The sequence below is a fragment of the Streptomyces sp. HSS9-12 genome, assembly GCF_054963655.1.
Window position 1 is genome coordinate 1 of sequence record NZ_JBUEGC010000062.1, and the last position, 24,818, is coordinate 24,818.

Annotated in this window: 23 protein-coding genes; 15 read left to right on the forward strand and 8 right to left on the reverse strand. The window is 70.2% G+C overall.

Features of this window, described 5'->3' with window-relative positions; genetic code table 11:
- Positions 1-2 precede the first annotated feature (2 nt).
- Positions 3-1,472, reverse strand: coding sequence for a nucleobase:cation symporter-2 family protein (locus ACY34J_RS25585; protein ID WP_462729002.1), 1,470 nt, complete (start codon positions 1,470-1,472; stop codon positions 3-5).
- A 160-nt stretch (positions 1,473-1,632) separates the two neighbouring features.
- Positions 1,633-3,144, reverse strand: coding sequence for a M1 family metallopeptidase (locus tag ACY34J_RS25590; RefSeq protein WP_462729001.1), 1,512 nt, complete (start codon positions 3,142-3,144; stop codon positions 1,633-1,635).
- A 235-nt stretch (positions 3,145-3,379) separates the two neighbouring features.
- On the opposite strand from ACY34J_RS25590, the gene ACY34J_RS25595 reads away from it, so the two are divergent.
- The 4 genes from ACY34J_RS25595 to ACY34J_RS25610 all read left to right on the forward strand — a co-directional run bounded on the left by ACY34J_RS25595 (position 3,380) and on the right by ACY34J_RS25610 (position 7,060).
- Entirely contained in the window at positions 3,380-5,305 is a 1,926-nt protein-coding gene (locus ACY34J_RS25595) for a Xaa-Pro dipeptidyl-peptidase (RefSeq protein WP_462729007.1), read from the forward strand.
- Between the two features lie 132 nt (positions 5,306-5,437).
- Positions 5,438-5,965: an N-acetyltransferase family protein gene (locus ACY34J_RS25600; RefSeq protein WP_462729000.1), complete on the forward strand. Its 528-nt coding sequence runs from the start codon at positions 5,438-5,440 to the stop codon at positions 5,963-5,965.
- A gap of 68 nt (positions 5,966-6,033) precedes the next feature.
- Positions 6,034-6,555 (forward strand): hypothetical protein, encoded by a 522-nt coding sequence (locus ACY34J_RS25605; protein WP_462728999.1) that lies wholly within the window; start codon positions 6,034-6,036, stop codon positions 6,553-6,555.
- A 13-nt stretch (positions 6,556-6,568) separates the two neighbouring features.
- Positions 6,569-7,060 (forward strand): NUDIX domain-containing protein, encoded by a 492-nt coding sequence (locus ACY34J_RS25610; protein ID WP_462728998.1) that lies wholly within the window; start codon positions 6,569-6,571, stop codon positions 7,058-7,060.
- A 197-nt stretch (positions 7,061-7,257) separates the two neighbouring features.
- On the opposite strand, the gene ACY34J_RS25615 is transcribed toward ACY34J_RS25610, so the two are convergent.
- From ACY34J_RS25615 to ACY34J_RS25625, 3 genes are all read right to left on the reverse strand, one after another.
- Positions 7,258-9,633, reverse strand: a complete 2,376-nt coding sequence (locus tag ACY34J_RS25615) for a Tex family protein (protein ID WP_462728997.1) — start codon at positions 9,631-9,633, stop codon at positions 7,258-7,260.
- Between the two features lie 66 nt (positions 9,634-9,699).
- Entirely contained in the window at positions 9,700-9,852 is a 153-nt protein-coding gene (locus ACY34J_RS25620; protein ID WP_462729006.1) for an LPFR motif small protein, read from the reverse strand.
- 163 nt (positions 9,853-10,015) lie between these two features.
- Positions 10,016-10,795, reverse strand: a complete 780-nt coding sequence (locus ACY34J_RS25625; RefSeq protein ID WP_462728996.1) for an enoyl-CoA hydratase/isomerase family protein — start codon at positions 10,793-10,795, stop codon at positions 10,016-10,018.
- Between the two features lie 105 nt (positions 10,796-10,900).
- On the opposite strand from ACY34J_RS25625, the gene ACY34J_RS25630 reads away from it, so the two are divergent.
- Positions 10,901-11,512, forward strand: coding sequence for an HdeD family acid-resistance protein (locus ACY34J_RS25630; protein ID WP_462728995.1), 612 nt, complete (start codon positions 10,901-10,903; stop codon positions 11,510-11,512).
- Positions 11,513-11,769: 257 nt separating this feature from the next.
- Positions 11,770-12,252: an ATP-binding protein gene (locus ACY34J_RS25635; RefSeq protein WP_462728994.1), complete on the forward strand. Its 483-nt coding sequence runs from the start codon at positions 11,770-11,772 to the stop codon at positions 12,250-12,252.
- On the opposite strand, the gene idi is transcribed toward ACY34J_RS25635, so the two are convergent.
- The 3 genes from idi to galE form a co-directional block, all read right to left on the reverse strand.
- Complete coding sequence (gene idi, locus ACY34J_RS25640) at positions 12,227-12,820, reverse strand: isopentenyl-diphosphate Delta-isomerase (protein WP_462728993.1); 594 nt, start codon at positions 12,818-12,820, stop codon at positions 12,227-12,229. The two genes, ACY34J_RS25635 and idi, sit on opposite strands and share 26 nt — an antisense overlap.
- Positions 12,821-12,906: 86 nt before the next feature.
- Positions 12,907-13,851, reverse strand: a complete 945-nt coding sequence (locus ACY34J_RS25645; protein WP_462728992.1) for a cation diffusion facilitator family transporter — start codon at positions 13,849-13,851, stop codon at positions 12,907-12,909.
- 132 nt (positions 13,852-13,983) lie between these two features.
- The gene (gene galE, locus ACY34J_RS25650) at positions 13,984-14,970 is read right to left on the reverse strand and encodes a UDP-glucose 4-epimerase GalE (RefSeq protein ID WP_462728991.1); all 987 of its coding nucleotides are present in this window, start codon (positions 14,968-14,970) and stop codon (positions 13,984-13,986) included.
- 300 nt (positions 14,971-15,270) lie between these two features.
- On the opposite strand from galE, the gene ACY34J_RS25655 reads away from it, so the two are divergent.
- From ACY34J_RS25655 to hpnD, 9 genes are all read left to right on the forward strand, one after another.
- Positions 15,271-17,277, forward strand: coding sequence for a DUF5941 domain-containing protein (locus ACY34J_RS25655; protein ID WP_462729005.1), 2,007 nt, complete (start codon positions 15,271-15,273; stop codon positions 17,275-17,277).
- Entirely contained in the window at positions 17,274-18,032 is a 759-nt protein-coding gene (locus tag ACY34J_RS25660; protein ID WP_462728990.1) for a phosphocholine cytidylyltransferase family protein, read from the forward strand. The genes ACY34J_RS25655 and ACY34J_RS25660 overlap by 4 nt, the downstream gene beginning before the upstream one ends.
- On the forward strand, positions 18,020-19,081 hold the full coding sequence (locus ACY34J_RS25665; RefSeq protein WP_462728989.1) for an iron-containing alcohol dehydrogenase family protein: 1,062 nt from the start codon (positions 18,020-18,022) through the stop codon (positions 19,079-19,081). The genes ACY34J_RS25660 and ACY34J_RS25665 overlap by 13 nt, the downstream gene beginning before the upstream one ends.
- Positions 19,059-19,832, forward strand: coding sequence for a CDP-alcohol phosphatidyltransferase family protein (locus ACY34J_RS25670; protein WP_462728988.1), 774 nt, complete (start codon positions 19,059-19,061; stop codon positions 19,830-19,832). The genes ACY34J_RS25665 and ACY34J_RS25670 overlap by 23 nt, the downstream gene beginning before the upstream one ends.
- Positions 19,829-20,719 carry a glycosyltransferase family 2 protein gene (locus tag ACY34J_RS25675; RefSeq protein ID WP_462728987.1) on the forward strand — a complete coding sequence of 297 codons (891 nt, stop codon included), beginning with the start codon at positions 19,829-19,831 and terminating at the stop codon, positions 20,717-20,719. Before ACY34J_RS25670 ends, ACY34J_RS25675 begins: the two co-directional genes overlap by 4 nt.
- Before the next feature lie 101 nt (positions 20,720-20,820).
- Positions 20,821-21,756, forward strand: a complete 936-nt coding sequence (locus ACY34J_RS25680) for an ABC transporter permease (protein WP_462728986.1) — start codon at positions 20,821-20,823, stop codon at positions 21,754-21,756.
- Positions 21,749-22,534, forward strand: coding sequence for an ABC transporter ATP-binding protein (locus tag ACY34J_RS25685; RefSeq protein ID WP_462728985.1), 786 nt, complete (start codon positions 21,749-21,751; stop codon positions 22,532-22,534). The genes ACY34J_RS25680 and ACY34J_RS25685 overlap by 8 nt, the downstream gene beginning before the upstream one ends.
- Before the next feature lie 402 nt (positions 22,535-22,936).
- The gene (hpnC, locus tag ACY34J_RS25690) at positions 22,937-23,794 is read left to right on the forward strand and encodes a squalene synthase HpnC (RefSeq protein WP_462729004.1); all 858 of its coding nucleotides are present in this window, start codon (positions 22,937-22,939) and stop codon (positions 23,792-23,794) included.
- On the forward strand, positions 23,791-24,759 hold the full coding sequence (hpnD, locus tag ACY34J_RS25695) for a presqualene diphosphate synthase HpnD (protein WP_462728984.1): 969 nt from the start codon (positions 23,791-23,793) through the stop codon (positions 24,757-24,759). The genes hpnC and hpnD overlap by 4 nt, the downstream gene beginning before the upstream one ends.
- Positions 24,760-24,818 lie beyond the last annotated feature (59 nt).

Here is a 24,818-nt window from a genome sequence, read left to right on the forward strand (position 1 = left end):
CACTAGTCAGCGGTTGACGTCTCTCGCCGCGGTGCGTCGTCCGCGCGCTGCGCGGGGACCGCGCCGTCGCCGGCTGACGCGGACGCCTCCGCGCCGCCGTCGGCGTCCGCCGATTCCACGGCCGCTTCGCCTCGCCGCCCCGGCAGGTGGTTGAACAGCAGATTGAGCGCGATCGCCGTCAGACAGCCCGCACTGATCCCGCTGTGCATCACCGTCTGGAACCAGGCCGGGAACGCGTCGTACACATCCGGGACACCCACCGGCAGCAGCCCCACCGCGAAGGACACCGCGACGACGGTCGCATTGCCGTTCCCGTTGAACTCCACCGACGCCAGCGTGCGCAGCCCGCTCGCCGCCACCGTCCCGAACATCACCAGCCCCGCACCGCCGAGCACCGGCGCCGGAATCGCGGCCACCAGCGCGCCCAGCTTCGGCAGCAGCCCCAGCACCACCAGGATTCCGCCGGCGACGGCGGTCACCCAGCGGCTGGAGACGCGCGTCATTCCCACCAGCCCGACGTTCTGGGCGAACGCCGTGTACGGGAAGGTGTTGAACACCCCGCCCAGCGCCGTCGACAGCCCGTCGGCCCGCAGCCCGTCCGCGACGCGCTGCGGATCGGCCTTGCGCCCGGTCATCTCTCCCACCGCGATGAAGTCGCCCGTGGTCTCCGTCATCGATACCAGCATCACTACAAGCATGGAGACGATCGCCGCGGCCTCGAACGACGGTGCCCCGAAGTGGAACGGCGTGCTGATCCCGGCCCAGGACGCCTTACCGAGCCCGGAGAAGTCGGTCATGCCGAAGGGGATCGCGATGATCGTGCCCGCCACGATCCCGACCAGCACCGCCACCCTGCTCAGCAGGGGCGGCCCGAACCGCTGGATGGCCAGCACCAGCACCAGGACGACCGCGGCCAGCGCGATGTTCCGGGGCGCACCGTAGTGCGGGGAGCCCACTCCGCCGGCCACCCAGCCTCCGGCCACGGGCAGCAGCGAGAGCCCGATGATCGCGATCACGGTCCCCGTCACCAGCGGCGGAAAGAACCTGAGCAGCTTCCCGAAGGCGGGTGCCAGCAGCATCATCGCCAGTCCGGACACGATGACGGCGCCGTAGATCGCCGGCAGCCCACCGCCCTTGGTGCCGATGAGCACCATCGGCGACACCGCGGCGAACGTACAGCCCTGCATGATCGGCAGCCGTACGCCGAACCGCCACACGCCCACGCACTGGATGAGAGTGGCGATACCGCAGACCAGCAGATCCGCGTTGATCAGATAGGCCAGGTCGGCGGGCGAGAGCTTCAGGGCGCCGCCGACGATCAGCGGGACGGCGACCGCGCCCGCGTACATGGCCAGTACGTGCTGCAGACCGAAGGCCGCGAGCCGGCCGGGTGGCAGCACCTCGTCGACGGGGTGGGCATCCGCGTGCTGCGCGCCGCCGAGGCGCAGACGCAATGAGGAGAGCAGGGACATGGGCACTCCCGGGGGTAGCGGCTGGGACGGCAGCGCGGGCATGGCTTAAACAGTTCGTTTATTTCCCAGCAGTAGCGGGCCCATGTCAATGCCTTCGCGGTATCGAATAGCGCGGGCCCGCCGCGCCGTGCGGCGCGACGGGCCCTGGAGCGACCGTCCGTCAGTGGTGGTCGCCGTGCTCGTGGATGGTGTGCGTCGCGCTGATCTGCTTCCACGACGTGGGCTGGGGCGGGGCGTGCTGCGCGCCGATGGTGGCCTTGGCGGTCGTGGCCGGGGAGGCGGGGGCGGCAGGCTTCTCGGCCGTGTAGAGCCAGGTCTGGAAGAGGTCCGCCAGCGGCTTGCCGGAGACCTTCTCCGCGTACCGGACGAACTCCGCGATGTCGGCGTTGCCGTACCGGTGCTCGGTCGGCCACCCCTTGAGGATCGCGAAGAAGTCCTTGTCGCCGATCTTGTCGCGCAGCGCCTGGAGGGCCAGCGCGCCGCGGTCGTAGATGGCGATGTCGAACTGGTGCTGCGGACCCGGGTCGCCGGGCTTCACCGTCCAGAACGGGTCGTCGGCCGGGTGCTGTGCGTAGACGTAGTCGGCGAGTTCCTGCGCGGTGCCCTCGCCCTCCTTCTCCGACCACAGCCACTGCGCGTAGCTGGCGAAGCCCTCGTTGAGCCAGATGTCCTTCCAGCCCTTGACCGAGACGCTGTCGCCGTACCACTGGTGGGCCAGCTCATGGACGACGACGGAGACGTTCGAGCCACGGGCGAACTGCCGCGGGCTGTAGAACGGCCGGGTCTGGGTCTCCAGCGCATAGCGGGTGGGGACGCCTGGCACGTAGCCGCCGAGCGCGGTGAACGGGTACGGGCCGAAGACGTCGGACAGCCACTCGGCGACCTCGGTGGTCCGCTCCACACTCGCCCGCGCCGCGCCCGCGTTGTCCCCCAGGTCCTTGCTGTAGGCGTTGACGACGGGCAGGCCGTTCGCGGTCGTACCGGTGGTGACGTCGAACTTGCCGACGGCGAGGGTGGCGAGATAGGTGGCCTGCGGCTTGGCGGACCGCCAGTTGTACCGCGTCCAGCCGCGCTGCGAGGTCTGCGAGGTCAGTACGCCGTTGCTGATGGCCTGCGTGCCGTCGGGGACGGCGACGGAGATGTCGTACGTTGCCTTGTCCAGCGGATGGTCGTTGCTCGGGAACCACCACCACGCGGCCTCCGGCTCGCCCGCCGCGATGCCGCCGTCCAGGGTGCGCAGCCAGGCTGTGTAGCCGTCCACCTTCACCTGGGACGGGGTGCCGGAGTAGCGCACCACCACGGCGATCGGCCGGCCCTTCTCCAGCGCTGCGGCCGGGGTGACCTCCAGTTCGTGGGCCCCGGACGTGGCGAACTTCGCCTTCGCACCGTTCACCCGGATCTCGCTGACATCGAGCGCGAAGTCGAGGTTGAAGCGGGACAGCGCCTGCGTGGTGGTGGCGAGCAGGGTCGCGGTGCCTTCGAGGCGGTCGTTCGCCGGCTGGTACTTCAGCCGCAGGTCATAGTGGGTGACGTCGTAACCCCCGTTGCCGTAATCCGGGTAGTAGGGATCGCCGATACCCGGGGCGCCGGGCGCGGTGTCAGCCGCCGAGGCCGGGATCGCCAGCAGCAGGCAGGCGGCGAGCGCGCTCGGCGCCAGGAGTTTGCGGTGCACAGATCCTCCAACTGGTCGGGAAGAAGGAGCGCTTGGAGCATAATGCGCATCTCCGTCCCCAACCATGTCCACACTCACCGCTGTCACGTGATCGACATTTCGCTGGAATGGCCCACAACAGGCGCTCTTTTGCACGCTAGTTGACCCGTGTAGCGTCCGGCCGGTGGCGATACGCGCGCGGAGACCCCGCACCCCGTGGAGACCCCTCGTACTGGCGGCCGTCTGCGCCGCCCTGATGACCCTGCTCGCCCCACCGGCCGGCGCACGCACCGCCGCACCCGCGGAGAGCAGGCCCCGCTACTCCTACGACCACGCGATCCGCGAATCCGTATGGGTGGACACAGGCACCGACGGCGACGCGGACGGCAGGACCGACCGGGTCGCCGTCGACATCGTCCGGCCGCGGGAACCCGCACAGCAGGGCCGCCGGATCCCGGTCATCATGGACGCCAGTCCGTACTACGCCTGCTGCGGGCGCGGCAACGAGAGCCAGAAGAAGACCTACGACGCCGGCGGCACCCCCGTCCAGTTCCCGCTGTTCTACGACAACTACTTCGTCCCGCGCGGCTATGCGACGGTCCTGGTCGACCTCGCCGGCACCAACCGCTCCGACGGCTGCGTCGACGTCGGCGGCCGCTCCGACATCCAGTCCGCGAAGGCCGCCGTCGACTGGCTCAACGGCCGCGCCCGCGGCTACGACGCCCGCAGCGGCGGCAAGCCGGTGCGCGCCGGCTGGGCCAGCGGAGCTGTCGGGATGATCGGCAAGAGTTACGACGGGACCATCGCCAACGGCGTTGCCGCCACCGGCGTCAAGGGCCTGAAGACCATCGTGCCGATCGGCGCGATCAGCTCCTGGTACGACTACTACTTCGCCAAGGGCGCCCCGCTCTACGACGGCGGCCCCGAGTGGCTGTCGGACTACGTGGAGAGCCCCGCGGCACGCGCCCGCTGCGCCGCCGTACAGCAGAAGCTCGTGGACGGCGCCCCGCGCAGCGGCGACTGGACCCCGCTGTGGAGCGAGCGCGACTACATACCGGACGTGAGCCGGGTACGGGCCAGCGTGTTCGCGGTGCACGGCATGCAGGACCTCAACGTCCGCGCCAAGCACGTGGGCCAGTGGTGGAAGGCTCTCGCCGGCCAGGGCGTACAGCGCAAGATCTGGCTCTCCCAGACCGGGCACGTCGACCCGTTCGACTTCCGCCGCGCGCAGTGGGTGACGACCCTGCACCGCTGGTTCGACCACTATCTGCTGGGTTACGACAACGGCATCGAGCGCGAGCCGATGGCCGACATCGAACGCGCCCCCGACCGGTGGTCCAGCGACCGTATCTGGCCCGCCGAGGGCACCCGTACGACCGCCCTGCGGCCGCGTAGCGGCGACACGCCCGGTGTCGGCACCCTGGGCCTCACGCCCGCCCGGCCCGGCACCGCCGAGTCCTTCACCGACGACCCGACGCTGAGCGAGACCGACTGGGCCGCCCACATCGATGAAGCCACCCCGGCGAAGGCGGGCTTCACCACCGGGCCGCTGCGCAGGGATCTGCGACTGTCCGGATCGGGCCGGGTCACCGTCACCGCCACCCCGTCCACCTCCAGCGCGCATCTGTCCGCCGTCCTGGTCGACATCGGTCCGGCCACCATCCGCGACTACGCGGCCGCCGGCGAGGGCATCAGCACGCTCACCGAGCGCACCTGCTGGGGCAGCAGCACCGCCGGTGACAGCGCCTGCTTCAAGGAGACGAAGGCCAAGACGGCGAACGTGGAGTACACGATCTTCAGCCGTGGCTGGGCCGACCTCGGCAACTACGCCTCCGACCGCACCGGCCGCCCACTGACGCCCGGTCAGCCCTACACCATCACGCTGGATCTGCATGCGAGCGACCACGTCGTACCGGCCGGGCACCGGCTGGCTCTGATCGTGGGTGGCACCGACGCCGGGTTCATCGAACCGCCGGGCAGCACCCCGAAGCTCACCCTTGACCTGGCCCGTACCTCGGCCCGGTTGCCGCTCGTCGGCGGCGCCAGGGCTTTCGTACGCGCCACCGCCGACGTACCGCGCACCGCCGTCCGGCCGGGGGAGCGCCCCCTGCACGGCGTGCGTGACCCGCGGACCTTCCGACCGGTCCCGTTCGCGGGCAGCCAGGGAGGCCCGTCCTGGTGAGATCTTGCCGGGCCCGGCACGGACGGCGGCCCGGAGGCTGGATGGCTGTCCGTCGCATCCGTCCGCGGTGCCGGCCGGCTGCCGCCGCTGGGTGCCTGTCCGGTCCGAGGGACGTAGTTCAAGGTGTTCCGGATGAGCGATGAGAGCTTTGTGCTGCGGGTGGCGACACGTCAGGATGCGGAGTTCCTGATGGACATGCTGACGGAGGCGGTGAACTGGCACCCCGGCCGGAAAGCTGTCAGCCGTGAACAGATCTTTGCGGATCGGAGAATCGCGCACTACATCGAAGACTGGCCACGTCCGGGAGATCTTGGGGTGGCAGCGGTCAGGTCCGACGAGCGACCGATCGGGGCCGCGTGGCTGCGCCTGTTCAGCCCCGGTGACCCCGGCTATGGCTTCGTCGCCCCGGACGTGCCGGAGCTGTCGCTGGCTGTGGTCACGTCCTGGAGGGGCAAGGGCGTAGGGCGTGCGCTGCTGCGGGAGGCAGCTCGGCAGGCGTCGGACGTGGGCTTCGACAGGATTTCGCTGAGCGTGGAGCGGGCCAATTCCGCCATTAATCTCTACCGTCAGGAGGGCTTCACCACGGTGGAGTCGGGCTCGGACTCCGACACCATGGTGAAGATTCTCGCCGTGCCCGACGGTGTGTCAGGCAGGTCATGACGCCTCCGCCAGTGGTCGCCCACGGACCATCAGTTCATGTCCTGCAAAACGGCTGAGAGTGGAACAAGATGGCAGAACAGACCGGGCAGCGACTGCCGAGCGATGAGATCGAGCGGTCGGCCGAGGATGACCGGCTTCACCGAGCGGTCCAGGAATTCTCGCTGGAGCGGTACAAGTACATCCTGCAGCAGATCCACGCCGTCAACGAGAACGTCTACAAGTTCCTGGCCATCTACCAGGCGCTCGCCACGACCGCGGTTGGAGCCGCGCTGGGCCTGTTCGTCGGCTACCGGCGGTGGGGAGTGGCGCCTACCGTGGCGCGTGCGGGCATCGTCGGCCTGCTGTCCCTCGAAACCGTCGTGGCTGTCTTCACGGAGTTACTCATCTTCATCGGCATACTCTCCTGGCTTGACTACCGGGAGGAGGAGTGCGAACTCACCGACCGCGCGGTCCATCCGGGGTTCCGGCGGCGACCGCAAGGGGGCAACTTCTTCCGGTGGTACGAGACGTACATCATGGCGTTCATCGCGACGTCTACGATCTTCATGTGGGCGTACTCCTGCATGTTCATTCTTCCTGCGATCAAGTGAGCTGATGCCGCCCATGGGCGAAGCCATTGGTGTTCCCGGGCGCGACTTCATCGGAGTGGGCGTCGGTGCGATCGTCTTCGACGACACCGGACGGGTATTTCTGGCCCAGCGCGGGGATGGGGCGAAGAACGAGGGAGGCGCCTGGGAGTTCCCAGGAGGCTCGGTCGAGTTCGGCGAGCGGCTGCAGGACGCGGTATGCCGTGAGTTTCTGGAGGAGTACGGCATCCGGATCAAGGTGACCGGATTCTTGGGGGCCTTCGATCACATCCTCCCGCGGGAAAGCCAGCACTGGGTCGCGGCGACCTTCCTTGCCCGGCTCGTCTCCGGAACGCCGACAATCCGCGAGCCCGCCAAATGCAGCGGCATCGGATGGTTCCGCTGGGACAGCCTGCCGGCGCCACTCTCGGAGATAAGCCGCGCCAATCTGGAGACGTATCGAGAGCTGTCTCTGGCGGCAGCGGACGAATGCGGACAACGCGCCGCGCGAAGCGGTCTCGATTCCTGACCTTGGGGTGCACCTGGCCGTAAGAGCGCCACGGATGCAGCAGGGACGGGGTCGGCCCGATGGGCGGACCTCGGCTCGGTGACGCCCCCGGCCCCGGCGGGAGTCGGCCACACGAAGCCGGAGGTCGGACCGGACGCGTACAACAGAGGGCGGCGGAGCGTCCGTAGCCGCTCCGCCGCCGTCCAGTCGGCCGCTCGTCAGCGGCTGCCCGGGTCCAGAAGGCCCGCCCGGCGCAGCGCGTCCGCCATCGCACCGTTCGCCGGTGCGGCCTCGCGCGAGCGGCCTGGGCGGCCGGAACCGCCGCGCCCGCCGCCGCGGCCCTGGCGCTGCTGCGGGGCCCGTCCGCCGCCCGCGCCGCGCTCCCGCCCGCCGCCCCCGCCGGACGACGGCGCACGCGCCTCGTCGTCCAGCCGCAGCGTCAGCGAGATCCGCTTGCGCGGAATGTCCACATCCAGAACCTTCACCCGCACGATGTCGCCCGGCTTCACCACATCCCGCGGGTCCTTGACGAAGGTTTTCGACATCGCCGAGACATGCACCAGACCGTCCTGATGGACGCCGATGTCCACGAACGCCCCGAAGGCCGCGACATTGGTCACCACGCCCTCCAGGATCATCCCGGGCGCGAGGTCACCGATCTTCTCCACGCCCTCCTTGAACGTCGCCGTCTTGAAGGCAGGCCGCGGGTCGCGCCCGGGCTTCTCCAGCTCCTTGAGGATGTCGGTGACGGTCGGCAGACCGAAGGACTCGTCCACGAAGTCAGCGGGCTTCAGCCGCCGCAGCACCGCCGTGTTGCCGATCAGCGACGGCACATCGCTGCCTGCCGCGGAGACGATCCGGCGCACCACCGGATACGCCTCCGGGTGCACGCTGGAGGCGTCCAGCGGGTCCTCGCCGCCGCGGATGCGCAGGAAGCCCGCACACTGCTCGTACGCCTTCGGGCCGAGCCGCGGTACGTCCTTGAGCGCCTTGCGGGACCGGAACGGTCCATTGGCGTCGCGGTGGGCCACGATGTTCTCCGCGAGGCCCGCGCCGATGCCCGAGACCCGGCTGAGCAGCGGAGCAGAGGCGGTGTTGACGTCGACGCCCACACCGTTGACGCAGTCCTCGACCACCGCGTCAAGGGAGCGCGACAGCTTCACCTCGGACACATCGTGCTGGTACTGGCCGACGCCGATCGACTTCGGGTCGATCTTCACCAGCTCGGCGAGCGGGTCCTGCAGGCGCCGCGCGATCGACACCGCGCCGCGCAGCGAGACGTCCAGGCCCGGCAGCTCCTGGGAGGCGAAGGCGGAAGCGGAGTACACCGACGCGCCGGCCTCCGAGACCATCACCTTCGTCAGCTTCAACTCCGGGTGCCCAGCGCACAGTTCCGCGGCGAGCTTGTCGGTCTCGCGGGACGCCGTGCCGTTGCCGATGGCGATCAGGTCGACGCTGTGCTCGCGCGCGAGGCGCGCCAGTTTCGCCAGCGACTCGTCCCACTTCTGCTGCGGCACATGCGGGTAGATGGTGTCCGTCGCCGCGACCTTTCCGGTGGCGTCGACGACCGCCACCTTCACGCCCGTACGGAAGCCGGGGTCCAGGCCCATGGTGGCGCGGGTGCCCGCGGGAGCCGCGAGCAGCAGATCGCGCAGGTTCGCGGCGAAGACCCGTACCGCCTCGTCCTCGGCGGCCTGACGCAGTCGCAGTCGCAGGTCGATCCCGAGGTGGACGAGGATGCGGGTGCGCCAGGCCCAGCGCACGGTGTCCGCCAGCCACTTGTCCGCCGGACGCCCGCGGTCGGCGATCCCGAAGTGGCGGGCGACGGACTGCTCGTACGAGGTCGGGCCCGCCGGGTCACCGGACTCCTCGCCCGGCTCCAGGACCAGGTCGAGAACCTCCTCCTTCTCGCCCCGGAACATCGCCAGCACCCGGTGCGAGGGCAGTTGGGTGAACGGTTCGGCGAAGTCGAAGTAGTCGGAGAACTTCGCGCCGGCCTCCTCCTTGCCTTCGCGGACCTTGGAGACCAGCTGTCCCTTGGCCCACATGCGCTCACGCAGCTCGCCGATCAGGTCGGCGTCCTCGCTGAACCGCTCGGTGAGGATCGCGCGCGCACCCTCCAGCGCGGCGGCGGCGTCCGCGACGCCCTTCTCCGTATCCACGAACGCGGCCGCCGCGGCCGACGGCTCGACCGACGGATCGGCCAGCAGCCCCTCGGCCAGCGGCTCCAGACCCGCCTCGCGCGCGATCTGTGCCTTGGTGCGGCGCTTGGGCTTGAACGGCAGATAGATGTCCTCCAGCCGGGCCTTGGAGTCCGCGGCCAGAATCTGCGCTTCGAGCGCTTCGTCCAGTTTGCCCTGCGCACGGACCGACTCCAGGATCGCCGTACGCCGCTCCTCCAACTCGCGCAGATACCGCAGCCGCTCCTCGACCGTCCGCAGCTGCGCATCGTCGAGCATCCCGGTCGCTTCCTTGCGGTAGCGCGCGATGAACGGCACGGTGGACCCGCCGTCGAGCAGCTCGACAGCCGCCTTCACCTGCCGTTCCCCTACGCCGAGTTCCTCGGCGATCCTGCCCTCAATCGACGTCGTCACGATCCCGTTCCGCCTTCTCGCATGAGCTTGAGCCTGCATTGTGGCAGGCGAGAGCGACAAGCTGACTCAGGCGTGGCTGTGGTGGCGGGGCCTGCGGCCCGAGCGGGCGGTGTCGGAGGCGCCGCCGAAGAGCCGGGCCAGGACCCGGAAGGGGAGCGTCACCACAGTGGCGATGGCCGAACCGATGGCGTGGAGCACGTCAGCGATGGCGCGCAGCATCATGACCTCCTGTTGCGATCATGGGCGGTAGGTGTACGCGGCCTCGGGTTGCCGCGCACGCCTGCCGCAAACCGGGGGACCGCCGGTCAGCCGTTCTCGAAGAGGTCCGCCGGGAACGCACCTGCGGCCACCGCGGCCGCGGTGTAGCCGCCGGCGACAGCACTCAGCCCCTCCAGGTGAAGCGCGGCGTGCGGCGCTCAAGGAAGGCGGCGACACCCTCCGCGGTGTCGCCGCTGTCACGTGCCTGCTCCGCCCAGTGCGCCTCCCGCTCCGGGCCCACGGGCCCGTTCGTGAACTCCTTGGCCGCCGCCTGCGTGAGCAGCGACCGGGACGCCAGGACGCGCGCGAACTCCGGGACGCGCTTGCCCAGCTCGTCCGCCGGAAGCAGCTCGTCCACCAGCCCCGTCCGCAGCGCCCGCTCCCCGTCGATCAACTCCGCAGAGAACAGCAGGTACTTGGCCGTCGCCGGGCCGACCAACTCCGTCAGCCGCCGGGTGGAGGAGGCGGGATAGACGATGCCGAGCTTCGCCGGGGTGATCCCGAAGAAGGAGCCCTCGGCCGCGAATCGCAGATCGCAGGCAGCGGCGAGCTGGCAGCCGCCGCCCACGCAGTAGCCGCGGATCGCGGCGAGCGTCGGCCGGGGAAAGGCGGCCAGCGCCTCCTCGGCGGCCACCGCGAGGCCCTGCGACTCGCCCGCCGACGCCCGCAGTGTGCTGATGTCGGCGCCGGCGCAGAAGGTGTTCCCGGAGCCGGTGAGGACGAGCACCCGTACGTCCCTGTCGTCCGCCAGCCGCTCCAGCAGCTCGGGCAGCTCGCGCCACATGCCGGTCGTCATGGCGTTGCGCTTGGCGGGGTGGTGGATGGTGACGGTCGCGATGCCGTCGGAGATCTCCAGCACAAGACCCTCGGCTGGGGTCTCCTCGGCGGATGTCGGGTGCGCCATGCCGCGGATGCTATCGGGGCCGGTCAGGGCGGCCGAGGCGCGGTCTCGGTGGCAGCGGCCAGTAACCGTATTTACGATCAGATCAGGCGATTCGAGGAGGCGGTCATGCGCAAGCGCACTCCTTCCGGGGGCCGTGCGGCTGCCGAGACTCCCGAGGCCCGGATGCGCCGGAGCTTCGTACTGCTCGTGGTACTCGGCGCGATTCTTGTCATCGGTGGGCTGGTGGGCCTGATCTACGTCGGTGTGGCGACGCTGACCTCGATGCTGCTCTTCGGCTGGCTGCTGCTGATCTGCGGCGTGATGGGACTGGCGCACGCCGTGCAGTCACGCGGGTCGAGCTTCTTCTGGCTGGGGCTGGTCGTCGCCGCCCTCAACATCGCGGCGGGCGTGATCGTCATCATCCACCCGGAGATCGCTGCCATCGGGCTGACGATGTTCGCCGCGCTGCTCTTCCTCACCGCCGGGTTGTTCCGTATCGTCGGCAGCTTCGTGGTGCGCGGTCCGCAGGCCGGCTGGACGCTGCTGCAGGGCGTGCTCGCGCTGCTGCTGGGCATCCTCGTGCTCGCCGAATGGCCCGAGAGCAGCCGCTATGTGCTGGGTACCTTCTTCTCCCTGTCACTGCTGTTCGACGGACTCGGCCTGATCGCGGTCGGCATCGGCGGCCGCCGGATCGTCGGAGAGCTGATGGAGGAGAAACGTTCCCTGAATGCACAGTGAGGCGGACAGGAGCGGTCTCACAACTGACGCTGTCATACGCATTCGGTCAGTACCCATCGATAACCGTCGACTTCCGGGCAGCTGACCGGGACAGACCGCAGCATTCCCAACACTCTCTGTGAGGCGGACTCGGTCGCCGTACCGGTACGCGGGCGCCACCGGTGCGGCGACGGTCTGCGGGGATCGTCGTGCGGAGCCGAGAGTAGGTGCTGGACATGGACAGCCGGGGGATCGTCCCACCCGACGCGGGACGAGCTATGTCCACCACCCCTGTGGTCAACGCGCCGCTCACCGCCCCCGCGCCGTACGAGGGCGTCTGGCGCTTCACCGCACTGGCGCTGGACTCGTCCGTCCCGCAGGCCCGGCACGCGGTCCGGGACCTGCTGCGGAATCAGCGTGTGCCCATCCACGACGACGTGGTCCACGGGCTGCTGCTGATCCTGTCCGAACTCGTCACCAACGCCGTACGCCACGCCGCCCTGCTCTCACCGGAGATCGCCGTCGTGGTGTCCGTCGGCCGGGACTGGGTGCGGGTCGGGGTCGAGGACAACCACCCCTACCGGCCGAAGGCCCTGGAGGCGGACCAGGGCCAGACCGGCGGCCGCGGGCTGCTGCTGGTGAAGACCATCACCGCCGAGGCGGGCGGCATGTGCGACGTCGAACACACGGTGACCGGCGGCAAGGTCATCTGGGCAGCCCTGCCACTGGCGGGCCCTACCAGCCCGCCGATGGGCCGGTGAGGTCCCGGATCGCGGGCCGGGCCGCGTCCAGCACCGTCATGAACCACGCCGAGAACGGCCGCCGGGCGTGCAGCTCCGACAGCTCCTCCGCGCCGGCGAAGACCACGTCGCCGACCTCCGCCGGATCCGGATCCGGCTGCTGACGCACCAGACCCACGAACAGGTGGTTGTACTCCTGCTCCACCAGCCCGGAGGCCGGGTCGGGGTGGTTGTAGCGGACCGTACCCGCCTCACGCAGCAGCCACGGGGAGACGCCCAGCTCCTCGGCCGTACGCCGGACGGCGGCGGCGAAGGGAGCCTCGCCCGGGTACGGGTGGCCGCAACAGGTGTTCGACCACACACCGGGGGAGTGGTACTTCCCCGCCGCCCGCTGCTGCAGCAGCAGCCGGCCGGAGGAGTCGAAAAGGAAGACCGAGAACGCCCGGTGCAGCCGGCCGGGAGGCAGATGGGCGGACAGTTTCTCCGCGGTGCCGATCGTCTCACCGCTCTCGTCGACCAGCTCGAGCATGATCGGCGCTGCGGTGGGGTCCGGCGAGGTGTCCGCCGAGGTGGCTGGTGTGGTCGGCATGGCCATCCTTCATTTGGGCTACGAGCCCCAAGTCTGCCGTACGAAAGGGGCGTACCCGCACCGTGTGCCCCGGCATGTCAGCCGCGTCAGTGACAGAGCTTGACCTCGTGCTCGGCATGCCCCACCGGCTCCAGCTGGAAGGTGCAGTGCTCGACGTCGAAGTGCTCCCCGAGGCAGCCCTGCAGATCGTGCAGCATCTTCTCGTGCCCCACCGTCTCCAGTGCCTCCTGGTTGACCACCACATGGGCGGCGAGTACGGGCAGCCCGGAGGTGATGGTCCACACATGGAGGTCATGCACGTCCTCGACCCCGGGCAGCCCGAGGATGTGCGACCTGACCTCGGCCATGTTCACATCCTTCGGCGCGGCCTCCAGCAGCACGTCCAGCGCCTCCCGCAGCAGCTTCCAGGTGCGGGGCGCGATCATCACGCCGATGACCAGCGAGGCGATCGGGTCCGCCCGGGTCCAGCCCGTGGCCGTGACGATCCCGGCCGAGACGATGACGGCCAGCGAGCCCAGTGCGTCGGCCATCACCTCCAGGAACGCCCCGCGGACGTTGAGGCTCTCCTTCTGGCCGCTCATCAGCACGGCCAGTGACAGCACGTTCGCGACCAGGCCGGCCACACCGAAGGCGATGGTCAGCTGGCCGTGCACCTCGGGCGGGGTGATCAGCCGCTGCACGGCCTCGTAGAGGATGAAGCCGCCCACGCCGAACAACAGCAGGCAGTTCGCGACCGCGGCGAGGATCTCGGCGCGGGCGAAGCCGAACGTACGGCGCTCGCTCGGCGGCCGGCTCGCGAAGTGGATGGCCAGCAGTGTCATGGTGATGCCGACGGCGTCCGTCGCCATGTGCCCGGCGTCGGCGAGCAGCGCGAGCGATCCGGTGAGGATCCCACCGGCGATCTCCGCAAGCAGCACGGCGAGGGTGAGGGACAGCGCGATCCGCAACCGTCCCCGGTACCCGGCCGCCGCGGTGCCCGGGAGGCCCTTCGGCAGGCCGTGCGCGTGTGAGTGGTCGTGCCCTGACCCCATGCCGGCCGCCTCCCGTTCTGGCTTGCGGATCTTCAGTGAACTACGGGTGGGGAAGATCGGGCAACACGGCACTGAACACCATTGTCATTGCCCTGACCAGCGGGTTTGTGGCTCCGTAAGATCCGCTCCCGGTCAGTGGGAACGTGCCTGAGGGTGCCGCAGGCACCAGCCCGCCCACGCCGACTCGACCATCTCGCGTACGTCGTACCGGGCGGACCAGCCCAGCTCCGCCCGGGCCAGCTCGGCGGAGGCGACCACCCGTGCCGGGTCTCCGGCCCTGCGGCCGACGACCTTCGCGGCCGGCTCGGTGCGGCCTGTGACGCCGGCGACCAGCTCGGCCATCTCACGGACGGACACTCCGTGGCCAGTGCCGATGTTCACCGTCAGATCGCCCGCCCCGTCCTGGGCGGCCAGCCTGCGGGCCGCGGCGAGATGCGCCCCGGCCAGGTCCTCGACATGGATGTAGTCGCGGATGCAGGTGCCGTCGGGGGTCGGATAGTCGTCGCCGAAGATCAACGGGGATTCGCCGCGGGTCAGCGCGTCGAAGAACATCGGGATGATGTTGAACACCCCGATATCGGCCAGCTCGGGGCTCGCCGCACCCGCCACGTTGAAGTAGCGCAGACAGGCGGTCGAGATCCCGTGGGCGCGCCCGGCGGCCCGTACCAGCCACTCGCCCGCCAGCTTGGTCTCGCCGTACGGATTCATCGGCAGGCACGGGGTGGCCTCGGTGACAAGATCCACATCGGGCATGCCGTAGACCGCGGCGGAGGAGGAGAAGAGGAAGCTCTTCACCCCGGCCGCGACGACGGCATCCAGCAGCACGGTCAGGCCGTGCACGTTCTCGCGGTAGTAGTGCAGCGGCTGCTCGACGGACTCCCCGACCTGCTTCTTGGCTGCGAGATGTACCACTCCCGTGACCTGGTGCTCGGCCATCGTGCGGTCCAGCAGCTCGCGGTCGAGCGTGCTGCCCTTGGCCAGGGGCACCCTGCTGGGCAGCCGCTCGGCGAGGCCCGTCGACAGGTCGTCCAGCACGACGACCGTCTCGCCGGACTCCGCCATGGCGCGCGCCACGTGTGCTCCGATGTAACCGGCTCCGCCGGTGATCAGCCACGTCATGTCCGGCAGCCTAGCCGCCGGGGCGCCCCGGGGCTGCTCCGCGGCTCCCTGCGCGGCGGCGTTTGTCCTCGGCCGCCCTATCGACCATGATGGCCGCCGCCGGATCTTCTTCGGGCATCTCCCGCAACCCCTGCGGCCTTATCGGGTCGTAAACGGGCGATGAACGGTTCTTCCGAGGATCCGATAGCCTCTGCCGACGTGCCGCAGCCCCCGGCCCGGTTCCGTGGTGTGCCACGACCGCTGCCCGGGGACCGAAGGTGTCCCGGCGCGGCCACGCCAGCTTCCAAGGAGTGAGTTCGTCTGTCGACCGCAATCCTCACCGGTCCGCCGGTCGCCGGCGCGCAGCTCGAGGGCGACCTGCGGGCGCTGGGCTTCGACGTGGTGGGCGCCGCAGACGGCGACCTGGCGGCGCTGGTCGCAGGTCTTCCGGTGACCGAGCGCGTCGCACTGGTCGACCCGCGCCTGGTGGCGCACCGGCACGCTCTGCGGCTGGCCCTGACCGACCCCCGCTTCCCCGCCTCCGCGATCCCCGGCGCCGTCACCGCCCAGCCGGAGGCGCGCCCCGCACTGGCGCGTGCCCTGGCGGCGGCCGAGGCGGCAATGCCCGGCACCCCCATGACGAAGTCCTTGGGGGAGGGACGGACCGGCACAGCGGACGAACACCGGCGGGCAGCCGCTTCACCGGGCCCGGCCACGACGGCGGCAGCGCCCTCCGCCACGACGGCGCAATCCGTGGAGTACGCGCCCGCCACACTGCCCGACGCCGTCGTCTGCGCTCTGCAAGCCGCAGGCGTCCCCGTGCACCGCCCCGAGCTCGGCGTGCTCGTCGCCGAGGTGGCCGCCGACGAGGCCGAGCAGGCCCGGCTGCGGGGCGCCGTCGCCGCAGTCGACGACGAGCAGGTACGGCTGCGGGGCGCCGTGAAGGCCCGCGACGGCTTCTTCACCACCTTCTGCATCAGCCCGTACAGCCGCTACCTCGCCCGCTGGTGCGCCCGCCGCGGACTGACCCCGAACCAGGTCACCACCGCCTCCCTGCTCACCGCGCTGATCGCGGCCGGCTGTGCGGCGACCGGCACCCGGCCCGGCTTCATCGCCGCCGGAGTGCTGCTCATCGCGTCGTTCGTCCTCGACTGCACCGACGGGCAGCTCGCCCGCTACTCGCTGCAGTACTCCACGCTCGGCGCCTGGCTCGACGCCACCTTCGACCGGGCGAAGGAGTACGCGTACTACGCCGGTCTCGCGATCGGTGCAGCCGCCGCGAGCGGCAGTGGGGGAGGGGATGACGTATGGGCCCTGGCCCTCGCCGCGATGGTCCTCCAGACCTGCCGCCACGTTGTCGACTTCTCCTTCAACGAGGCGAACCACGACGCGACCGGGAACACCAGCAGCCCCACCGCCGCCCTCTCCGACCGGCTCGACAGCGTCGGCTGGACGGTCTGGGCGCGCCGGATGATAGTCTTGCCCATTGGCGAGCGATGGGCGATGATCGCGGTCCTGACGGCCGTGACCACGCCCCGCATTGTGTTTTACGCCCTGCTGATCGGCGGTGCGCTCGCCGCCTGCTACACCACCGCCGGCCGGCTGCTGAGGTCCCTGACCCTCCGCCAGGGGGCACCACCCGGGCCGCCAGGCCCAGGTGGACTACCGCTGGGGGTGCTCCCAGCGAGCCGGACCGACCGCGCCGCCAAGGCCCTTGCCGACCTCGCCGACTCCGGCCCCCTCGCCGAAGGCTTCGCCGCGGCGCTGAAGAACCCGGCCCGCAGGCTTCCCGCCTTCGCCGCCCCTGCCGCCGCCCTGCTCGGCGCTGCCGTGGCGATCGTCACCGCGACCCTCGCCCCCTTCGGCAGCCCGTGGCCCGTTCTGGCGGCCTTCGGCTACGCGGCCTGCTCGGGCCTCGCCGTCGCCCGCCCCCTCAAGGGCGCGCTCGACTGGCTCGTACCGCCCCTCTTTCGTACCGCCGAATACACCATCATTCTGGTCCTCGCCGCCCGCTCGGAGGTGAACGGAGCCTTGCCGGCCGCTTACGGGCTGGTGGCCGCCGTCGCCTACCATCACTACGACACGGTGTACCGCATCCGTGGCGGTTCCGGCGCGCCCCCGCACTGGCTGGTGCGGGCGATCGGCGGACAGGAAGGCCGGACGCTGGCGGTCACCGTCGCGGCCGCTCTGCTGCCCGGCACAGGTTTCACCATCGCGCTGACGGTGCTCGCTGCCGTCCTCGCGCTGGGGGTGCTCGTCGAGAGCATCCGCTTCTGGGTCTCCTCCGGAGCACCCGCAGTACACGACGAAACAGGAGAACCCGCATGATCGGCCTCGTGCTGGCAGCCGGCGCCGGACGGCGTCTGCGCCCCTACACCGACACCCTGCCCAAGGCTCTGGTGCCGGTGGGCCCTGAAAAGGACGAGGGGGCCACCACCGTCCTCGACCTCACCCTCGGCAACTTCGCCGAGGTAGGCCTGACCGAGGTCGCGATCGTCGTCGGCTACCGCAAGGAGGCCGTGTACGAGCGCAAGGAGGCCCTGGAGCAGAAGTACGGCCTCACGCTCACCCTGATCGACAACGACAAGGCCGAGGAGTGGAACAACGCCTACTCCCTGTGGTGCGCCCGTGACGTCCTCGCGCAGAGCGACGGCGTGATCCTCGCCAACGGCGACACCGTGCACCCGGTCTCGGTCGAGAAGACCCTGCTCGCCGCCCGCGGCAACGGCCAGAAGATCATCCTCGCCCTCGACACCGTGAAGAAGCTCGCGGACGAGGAGATGAAGGTCATCGTCGACCCGGCCAAGGGCGTTCAGAAGATCACCAAGCTGATGGACCCGGCCGACGCGAGCGGCGAGTACATCGGCATCACCCTGATCGAGCGCGAGGCCGCCGCCGACCTCGCCGACGCGCTGAAGACCACCTTCGAGCGCGACCCCGACCTCTACTACGAGGACGGTTACCAGGAGCTCGTCAACCGCGGCTTCAAGATCGACACTGCCTCCATCGGCGATGTCCGCTGGGTTGAGATCGACAACCACGACGACCTCGCCAAGGGCAGGGAGATCGCGTGCCAGTACTGACCCGCCTCATCCCGTCCCCCGTCAGCGTCGACATCAACGCCGGCGCGCTGGACGATCTGGCGGGCCTGCTGGCCGACCAGCGGATCTCCAGCTCCGGCAAGCTCGCCGTCGCGATCAGCGGCGGCTCCGGTGCCGCGCTGCGCGACCGGCTGGCGCCGGTGCTGCCCGGCGCGGACTGGTTCCCGCTCGCCGACGGCACCATCGACGGCGCGATCAAGCTGGCCGACGCCATGAAGTCCGGGCACTACGACGCGGTCGTGGGCCTGGGCGGTGGCAAGGTCATCGACGCCGCGAAGTACGCCGCGGCGCGGATCGGCCTGCCGATGGTCGCCGTCGCGACGAACCTGTCGCACGACGGCATCTGCTCGCCGGTGTCGATCCTGGACAACGACGCGGGCCGCGGCTCGTACGGTGTCCCGACCCCGATCGCGCTGGTCATCGACCTCGATGTGATCCGCGAGGCCCCGGTCCGCTTCGTCCGCTCCGGCATCGGTGACGCGGTCTCCAACATCTCCGCGATCGCGGACTGGGAGCTGTCCCACCGCGAGACCGGGGAGCCGATCGACGGCCTGGCCGCCGCCATGGCCCGTACGGCCGGTGAGTCGGTGCTCCGGCACCCGGGCGGCTGCGGCGACGACGACTTCCTCACCGTGCTGTCCGAGGGCCTGGTGCTCTCCGGCATCGCGATGTCGATCGCCGGGCACACCCGTCCGTCCTCCGGCGCCTGCCACGAGATCAGCCACGCCTTCGACCTGCTCTACCCCAAGCGCTCCGCGCTGCACGGCGAGCAGGTCGGCCTCGGCGCCGCCTTCGCGATGCATCTGCGCGGAGCGGCCGAGGAGTCCGCGCTGATGGTCGAGGTGCTGCGGCGGCACGGCCTGCCGGTCACGCCACAGGAGATCGGCTTCAACGAGGACGAGTTCGTCAAGGCGGTGGAGTACGCGCCGCAGACCCGCCCCGGGCGCTACACCATCCTGGAGCACTTGGACCTGGACACCGACGCGATCAGGGACGCTTACGCCGACTATGCCAAAACCGTCACTAGCTGAACTCCGTCCGGTCGTCCACCCCTCGGGGCTGAAGGACCGGCGCAGCGGTGAGCACTGGGCCGGGCGCATCTACATGCGGGAGATCTCGCTGCGATGCACCCGGCTCCTGCTGCACACCCGGATCACTCCCAACCAGTACACCGGCCTGATGATCGTCGCCGGTGTCGCGGCCGGCGCGGCGCTGCTGGTGCCCGGCCTGGCCGGGGCGATCCTCGGTGCCCTGCTGATCCAGGTGTATCTGCTGCTGGACTGCGTGGACGGCGAGCTGGCGCGCTGGCGGAAGCAGACCTCGATCACCGGCGTCTACCTGGACCGCATCGGGCACTACCTCAGCGAGGCCGCGCTGCTGGTCGGCTTCGGCCTGCGCGCGGCGGACGTCTTCCGCTCCGTCCAGTACCAGTGGGCGTTCCTGGGGACGCTCGCGGCGCTCGGGGCGATCCTGATCAAGGCCGAGACCGACCTGGTCGACGTCGCCCGGTCCCGCAGCGGCCTCCCGGCCGTCAAGGACGAGGCGTCGGTGCCCCGCTCCTCCGGCCTGGCGCTCGCCCGTAAGGCCGCGGCGGCGCTGAAGTTCCACCGCCTGGTGGGCGGGGTCGAGGCGTCGCTGGTCATCCTGGCCGCGGCCGTCGCGGACTTCTTCCACGGCGATCTGGTGTTCACCCGGGCCGCGGTCGTCCTGCTGGCCGCGATCGCGGTGCTGCAGACCGTGCTGCACCTCGTCAGCATCCTCGCCTCGAGCAGGCTGCGATGAGGAGCGGCTCACAGCTGAAGGTCGGGGCGGTTGTCCTCACGATGGGAAACCGCCCCGAGGAGCTGCGTGCGCTGCTCGACTCGGTCGCCAAGCAGGACGGCGATCGGGTCGAGGTGGTGGTCGTCGGCAACGGCTCGCCGCTGCCCGAGCTGCCCGACGGCGTACGGACCGTGGAGCTGTCCGAGAACGTGGGCATCCCCGCCGGCCGGAATGTCGGGATAGAGGCCTTCGGCCCCGGCGGCCGCGACGTCGACATCCTGCTTTTCCTCGACGACGACGGGCTGCTGCCGAACACCGACACCGCCGAGCTGTGCCGCAAGGCCTTCGCCGCCGACCCGAGGCTCGGCATCATCACCTTCCGGATCGCCGACCCCGACACCGGAGTCACCCAGCGCCGCCATGTGCCGCGGCTGCGCGCCTCCGATCCGATGCGCTCCTCCCGCGTGACCACCTTCCTCGGTGGTGCGAACGCGGTCCGCACCGCCGTCTTCCAGCAGGTCGGCGCCCTGCCGGACGACTTCTTCTACGCCCATGAGGAGACCGACCTCGCCTGGCGGGCCCTGGACGCGGGGTGGCTGATCGACTACCGCGCGGACATGGTGCTGCACCACCCGACCACTGCCCCCAGCCGGCATGCGGTCTATCACCGCATGGTCGCCCGGAACCGCGTCTGGCTCGCCCGGCGCAACCTCCCGGCCCTGCTTGTGCCCGTCTACCTGGGCGTATGGCTGCTCCTCACCTTGGCTCGCCGCCCCTCCCGCCCGGCACTGAGGGCCTGGCTCGGAGGATTCAAGGAAGGTTGGACCAGTCCGTGCGGTCCCCGCCGCCCCATGAAGTGGCGTACGGTCTGGCGCATGACCCGGCTGGGCCGACCTCCTGTCATCTGACAAGCTCGGGTCTGAAAACATCGGGCGTATCCGTATACGGGACCTGGCTCCGGCCTGCGCCCGACCTGGCTGCGCAATGTTGAGGACGAAAGTTTCATCTGGTGAGTGAGACAACGCACGATGGCGGGGTCGCGGTGAGCACCCCGCCCGGTACGTCGCCCGACGACGGACTGCCCCTGGCCGAGCTGGCTGCCAGACACGGGCTGTCTGTGAGCGGTGCACGGCCTGGCCTGGTTGAGTATGTGCGCCAGCTGTGGGGCAGGCGACATTTCATCACCGCCTTCGCCTCGGCCAAGCTGACCGCGCAGTACACCCAGGCGAAGCTGGGGCAGCTGTGGCAGGTGGCGACGCCGCTGCTCAACGCCCTGGTGTACTTCCTGATCTTCGGCCTGATCCTGAAGGCCAGCCGCGGGATGCCGAAGGAGATCTACATCCCGTTCCTGGTGACGGGCGTGTTCGTCTTCACCTTCACCCAGAACTCGGTGCTGGCCGGTGTCCGTGCGATCTCCGGAAACCTCGGGATCGTCCGGGCCCTGCACTTTCCCCGGGCCTCCCTGCCGATCTCCTTCTCGCTGCAGCAGCTCCAGCAGCTGATGTTCTCGATGATCGTGCTGGTGCTCGTGGCGGTGAGCTTCGGCAGCTTCCCCGCGCTGTCCTGGCTCCTGGCCATCCCCGCGCTGGCGCTCCAGTTCATCTTCAACACCGGCCTCGCGCTGATCATGGCCCGGCTGGGAGCGAAGACCCCGGACCTCGCGCAGCTGATGCCCTTCGTCCTGCGCACCTGGATGTACGCGTCGGGCGTGATGTTCAGCATCCCGAAGATGCTCTCGGACCAGCCGGACTGGGTCGCCGACGTGCTCCAGTGGAACCCGGTCGCGGTCTACATGGACCTGATCCGGTTCGCCCTCATCGACGGGTATGGCGCCGTCAACCTGCCGCCGCACGTCTGGGCGGCCGCTGTGACCTGGGCCCTCCTCCTCGGCATCGGCGGTTTCGTGTACTTCTGGAAGGCGGAGGAGCAGTACGGCCGTGGCTGAGCACAACGGTGCCCAGGAGGCACGTATCCCCACCGTCATCGCTGACGAGCTGCACATCGTCTACCGCGTCAACGGCGGAGCCCGCGGCAAGGGCAGCGCCACCGCCGCGCTGAGCAGGATCATCGGCCGCAAGCGCCCGGCCGGCATGCGCGAGGTGCACGCCGTGAAGGGCGTGTCCTTCGTCGCCTACCGCGGCGAGGCGATCGGCCTGATCGGCTCGAACGGCTCCGGCAAGTCCACGCTGCTGCGCGCCATCGCCGGGCTGCTCCCGGCCGAGCGCGGCAAGGTCTACACCAACGGACAGCCCTCGCTGCTGGGCGTCAACGCCGCGCTGATGAACGATCTCACCGGCGAGCGGAACGTGATACTCGGCGGGCTTGCCATGGGCATGTCGCGCGAGGACATCCGCACCCGCTACCAGGAGATCGTCGACTTCTCCGGCATCAACGAGAAGGGCGACTTCATCTCGCTGCCGATGCGCACGTACTCCTCCGGTATGGCGGCCCGGCTGCGGTTCTCCATCGCCGCGGCCAAGGACCACGATGTGCTGATGATCGACGAGGCGCTGGCCACCGGTGACCGCAAGTTCCAGAAGCGGTCCGAGGAGCGCATCCGGGAGCTGCGCAAGGAGGCCGGCACGGTCTTCCTGGTCAGCCACAACAACAAGTCCATCCGCGACACCTGTGAGCGGGTGCTGTGGCTGGAAAGCGGCAAGCTCCGTATGGACGGGCCGACCGACGAGGTGCTCAAGGCCTACGAGAAGGAGACCGGCAAGTAGCCGGGGGCGCAGCGTTGGGCCCCGCCCGCTCCTTTCCGAGGGAGCGGGCGGGGCCATGCCCGGTCAGCCGAACCCAGGCCTCCACGTAAGCTGTAGCAGACCTGTGTGGCCGATGACGGAGTGAGCCTTTGTCCCCAATTCGGGCGAACCGGTACCCGGGCCCTAACGCGGTGGTGTGGCGTGTCTGCGCGGTCCGCGCCTGTACAAACGGTGTAGAACGGGAGATGTGACGGCAATGTCCACACGGCTCATCTCCAGCGTTCCCAACGGAACCCGTCACCCGGTCCCGAGCCGGGTGACCGGCGACGTTTGCACGCCCGGTCACCTCCGGTGACCGTGGAGAATGAGCGCACGCGGCCGGGCAGCCGGTCGTGGGACATGGCCGACGCGCATACGCGCGCCGTGCTGGACAAGTCCACACACGAGAACTTCCCCGTCGCCCCTTTCTTTCTGCCCCGCTCCTGGCGCACCGACCTCATGGCCGTCTACGGCTACGCCCGCCTCGTCGACGACATCGGCGACGGCGACCTCGCCCCGGGCGGCACCGACGCGGAGCTGCTCGGCCTCGCCCGCGAGCAGGCCGACGACCCGCTCGCCCTGCTCGATGCGTTCGAAGCCGATCTGCACCGCGTCTTCGAGTCCGTCCCCCGGCACCCGCTGCTGCGGAATCTCCAGCCGACGGTACGCCGCCGCAAGCTCACCCCCGAGCCGTTCCTGGGGCTCATCGAGGCCAACCGGCAGGACCAGCGGGTGCGCCGTTACGCCACGTTCGACGATCTGGTCGCCTACTGCGAGCTGTCTGCCAACCCCGTCGGCCGGCTCGTCCTCGGTATCACCGGTACCACCACCCCCGAACGCGTGCGCTGGTCCGACGCCATCTGCACCGCCCTGCAGATCGTCGAACATCTCCAGGACATCGCCGAGGACCTGGGGCGCGACCGCATCTATCTGCCCGCGGACGACATGAAGCGCTTCGGCGTCGGCGAGGCCGACCTGGCCGCGCCGACCGCGGGCGCACAGGTGCGCGCCCTGGTGGCGTACGAGGCAAAACGCGCCCACCGGCTGCTCGACGAAGGCTCCGCGCTGGTGGGCAGCGTGCGCGGCAGGCTCAGGCTGCTCCTCGCCGGATTCGTGGCCGGCGGGCGGGCGGCACTGCGGACGGTCGCCGCCGCGGGACCCGACGTACTCCCCGGACCACCCAAGCCCACCACCCTCGGCCTGCTGCGCGAGGTGGCGGCGACACTGCGGAAAGAGGGGTGATCCGGACCGTGGACGGAACCCTGCACGCCGCTGCGCCGGTGCTGGCTGCGTACAGCTACTGCGAGACCGTGACCGGACAGCAGGCCCGCAACTTCGCATACGGCATCAGGCTCCTGCCGACCGAGAAGCGGCAGGCGATGTCGGCGCTGTACGCCTTCTCGCGCCGAGTCGACGACATCGGCGACGGGCCCCTGGACGCCGACGCCAAGCGTGCCCGCCTGGACGACACCCGCTCCCTGCTCGGCCGCATCCGCGACGGGAGGATCGACGCCGACGACACCGACCCCGTGGCCGTCGCCCTCGCACACGCCGCCCAGCGCTTCCCCATCCCCCTGGGCGCCCTCGATGAACTCATCGACGGTGTGCTCATGGACGTCCGCAACGAGACGTACGAGACCTGGGACGACCTCAAGGTCTACTGCCGGTGCGTCGCGGGCGCCATCGGCCGGCTGTCGCTCGGCGTGTTCGGCACGGTGACCCCCGCGGGGCCCGGCGCGTGCGACGCTGAACGCGCCCCCGAGTACGCCGACACGCTGGGCCTCGCCCTTCAACTCACCAACATCCTCAGGGACCTCCGCGAGGACGCCGCGAGCGGCCGCACCTATCTGCCCGCCGACGACCTCGCCAAGTTCGGCTGCTCGGCGGGCTTCCACACCTCCCAGCCCCCGGCCGGCTCGGACTTCACCGGGCTCATCCAGTTCGAGGTCCGCCGCGCCCGCACCCTGTTCGCGGAGGGCTTCCAGCTGCTGCCCCTGCTCGACCGGCGCAGCGGCGCCTGCGTCGCCGCCATGGCGGGCATCTACCGGCGGCTGCTCGACCGTATCTCGCGCGATCCGGAAGCCGTCCTGCGCGGCCGTGTCTCCCTGCCGGGACGGGAGAAGGCGTACGTCGCCGTACGCGGGCTGTCGGGCGTCGACGCCCGGCACGTCTCCCGGCGAACGGCGGCGGGAAGGCGGTTGCGATGAGTGCGGCCGCCCCCCGTTCCAACGAGCCCAGGGCGGTGAGCGAGCCAAAGGGCGCGCCG

Bases quoted from the DNA above. Each gene is read 5' to 3' on its own strand.
- ACY34J_RS25610 (WP_462728998.1), top strand. From the start codon at position 6,569: ATGGGCGAAGCCATTGGTGTTCCCGGGCGCGACTTCATCGGAGTGGGC.
- ACY34J_RS25675 (WP_462728987.1), top strand. From the start codon at position 19,829: ATGAGGAGCGGCTCACAGCTGAAGGTCGGGGCGGTTGTCCTCACGATG.
- ACY34J_RS25645 (WP_462728992.1), bottom strand. From the start codon at position 13,851: ATGGGGTCAGGGCACGACCACTCACACGCGCACGGCCTGCCGAAGGGC.
- ACY34J_RS25670 (WP_462728988.1), top strand. From the start codon at position 19,059: ATGCCAAAACCGTCACTAGCTGAACTCCGTCCGGTCGTCCACCCCTCG.
- ACY34J_RS25660 (WP_462728990.1), top strand. From the start codon at position 17,274: ATGATCGGCCTCGTGCTGGCAGCCGGCGCCGGACGGCGTCTGCGCCCC.
- ACY34J_RS25630 (WP_462728995.1), top strand. From the start codon at position 10,901: ATGCGCAAGCGCACTCCTTCCGGGGGCCGTGCGGCTGCCGAGACTCCC.
- idi (WP_462728993.1), bottom strand. From the start codon at position 12,820: ATGCCGACCACACCAGCCACCTCGGCGGACACCTCGCCGGACCCCACC.
- ACY34J_RS25600 (WP_462729000.1), top strand. From the start codon at position 5,438: ATGAGCGATGAGAGCTTTGTGCTGCGGGTGGCGACACGTCAGGATGCG.
- ACY34J_RS25605 (WP_462728999.1), top strand. From the start codon at position 6,034: ATGGCAGAACAGACCGGGCAGCGACTGCCGAGCGATGAGATCGAGCGG.
- ACY34J_RS25635 (WP_462728994.1), top strand. From the start codon at position 11,770: ATGTCCACCACCCCTGTGGTCAACGCGCCGCTCACCGCCCCCGCGCCG.
- ACY34J_RS25595 (WP_462729007.1), top strand. From the start codon at position 3,380: ATGACCCTGCTCGCCCCACCGGCCGGCGCACGCACCGCCGCACCCGCG.
- ACY34J_RS25625 (WP_462728996.1), bottom strand. From the start codon at position 10,795: ATGGCGCACCCGACATCCGCCGAGGAGACCCCAGCCGAGGGTCTTGTG.
- ACY34J_RS25585 (WP_462729002.1), bottom strand. From the start codon at position 1,472: ATGTCCCTGCTCTCCTCATTGCGTCTGCGCCTCGGCGGCGCGCAGCAC.
- ACY34J_RS25620 (WP_462729006.1), bottom strand. From the start codon at position 9,852: ATGCTGCGCGCCATCGCTGACGTGCTCCACGCCATCGGTTCGGCCATC.
- galE (WP_462728991.1), bottom strand. From the start codon at position 14,970: ATGACGTGGCTGATCACCGGCGGAGCCGGTTACATCGGAGCACACGTG.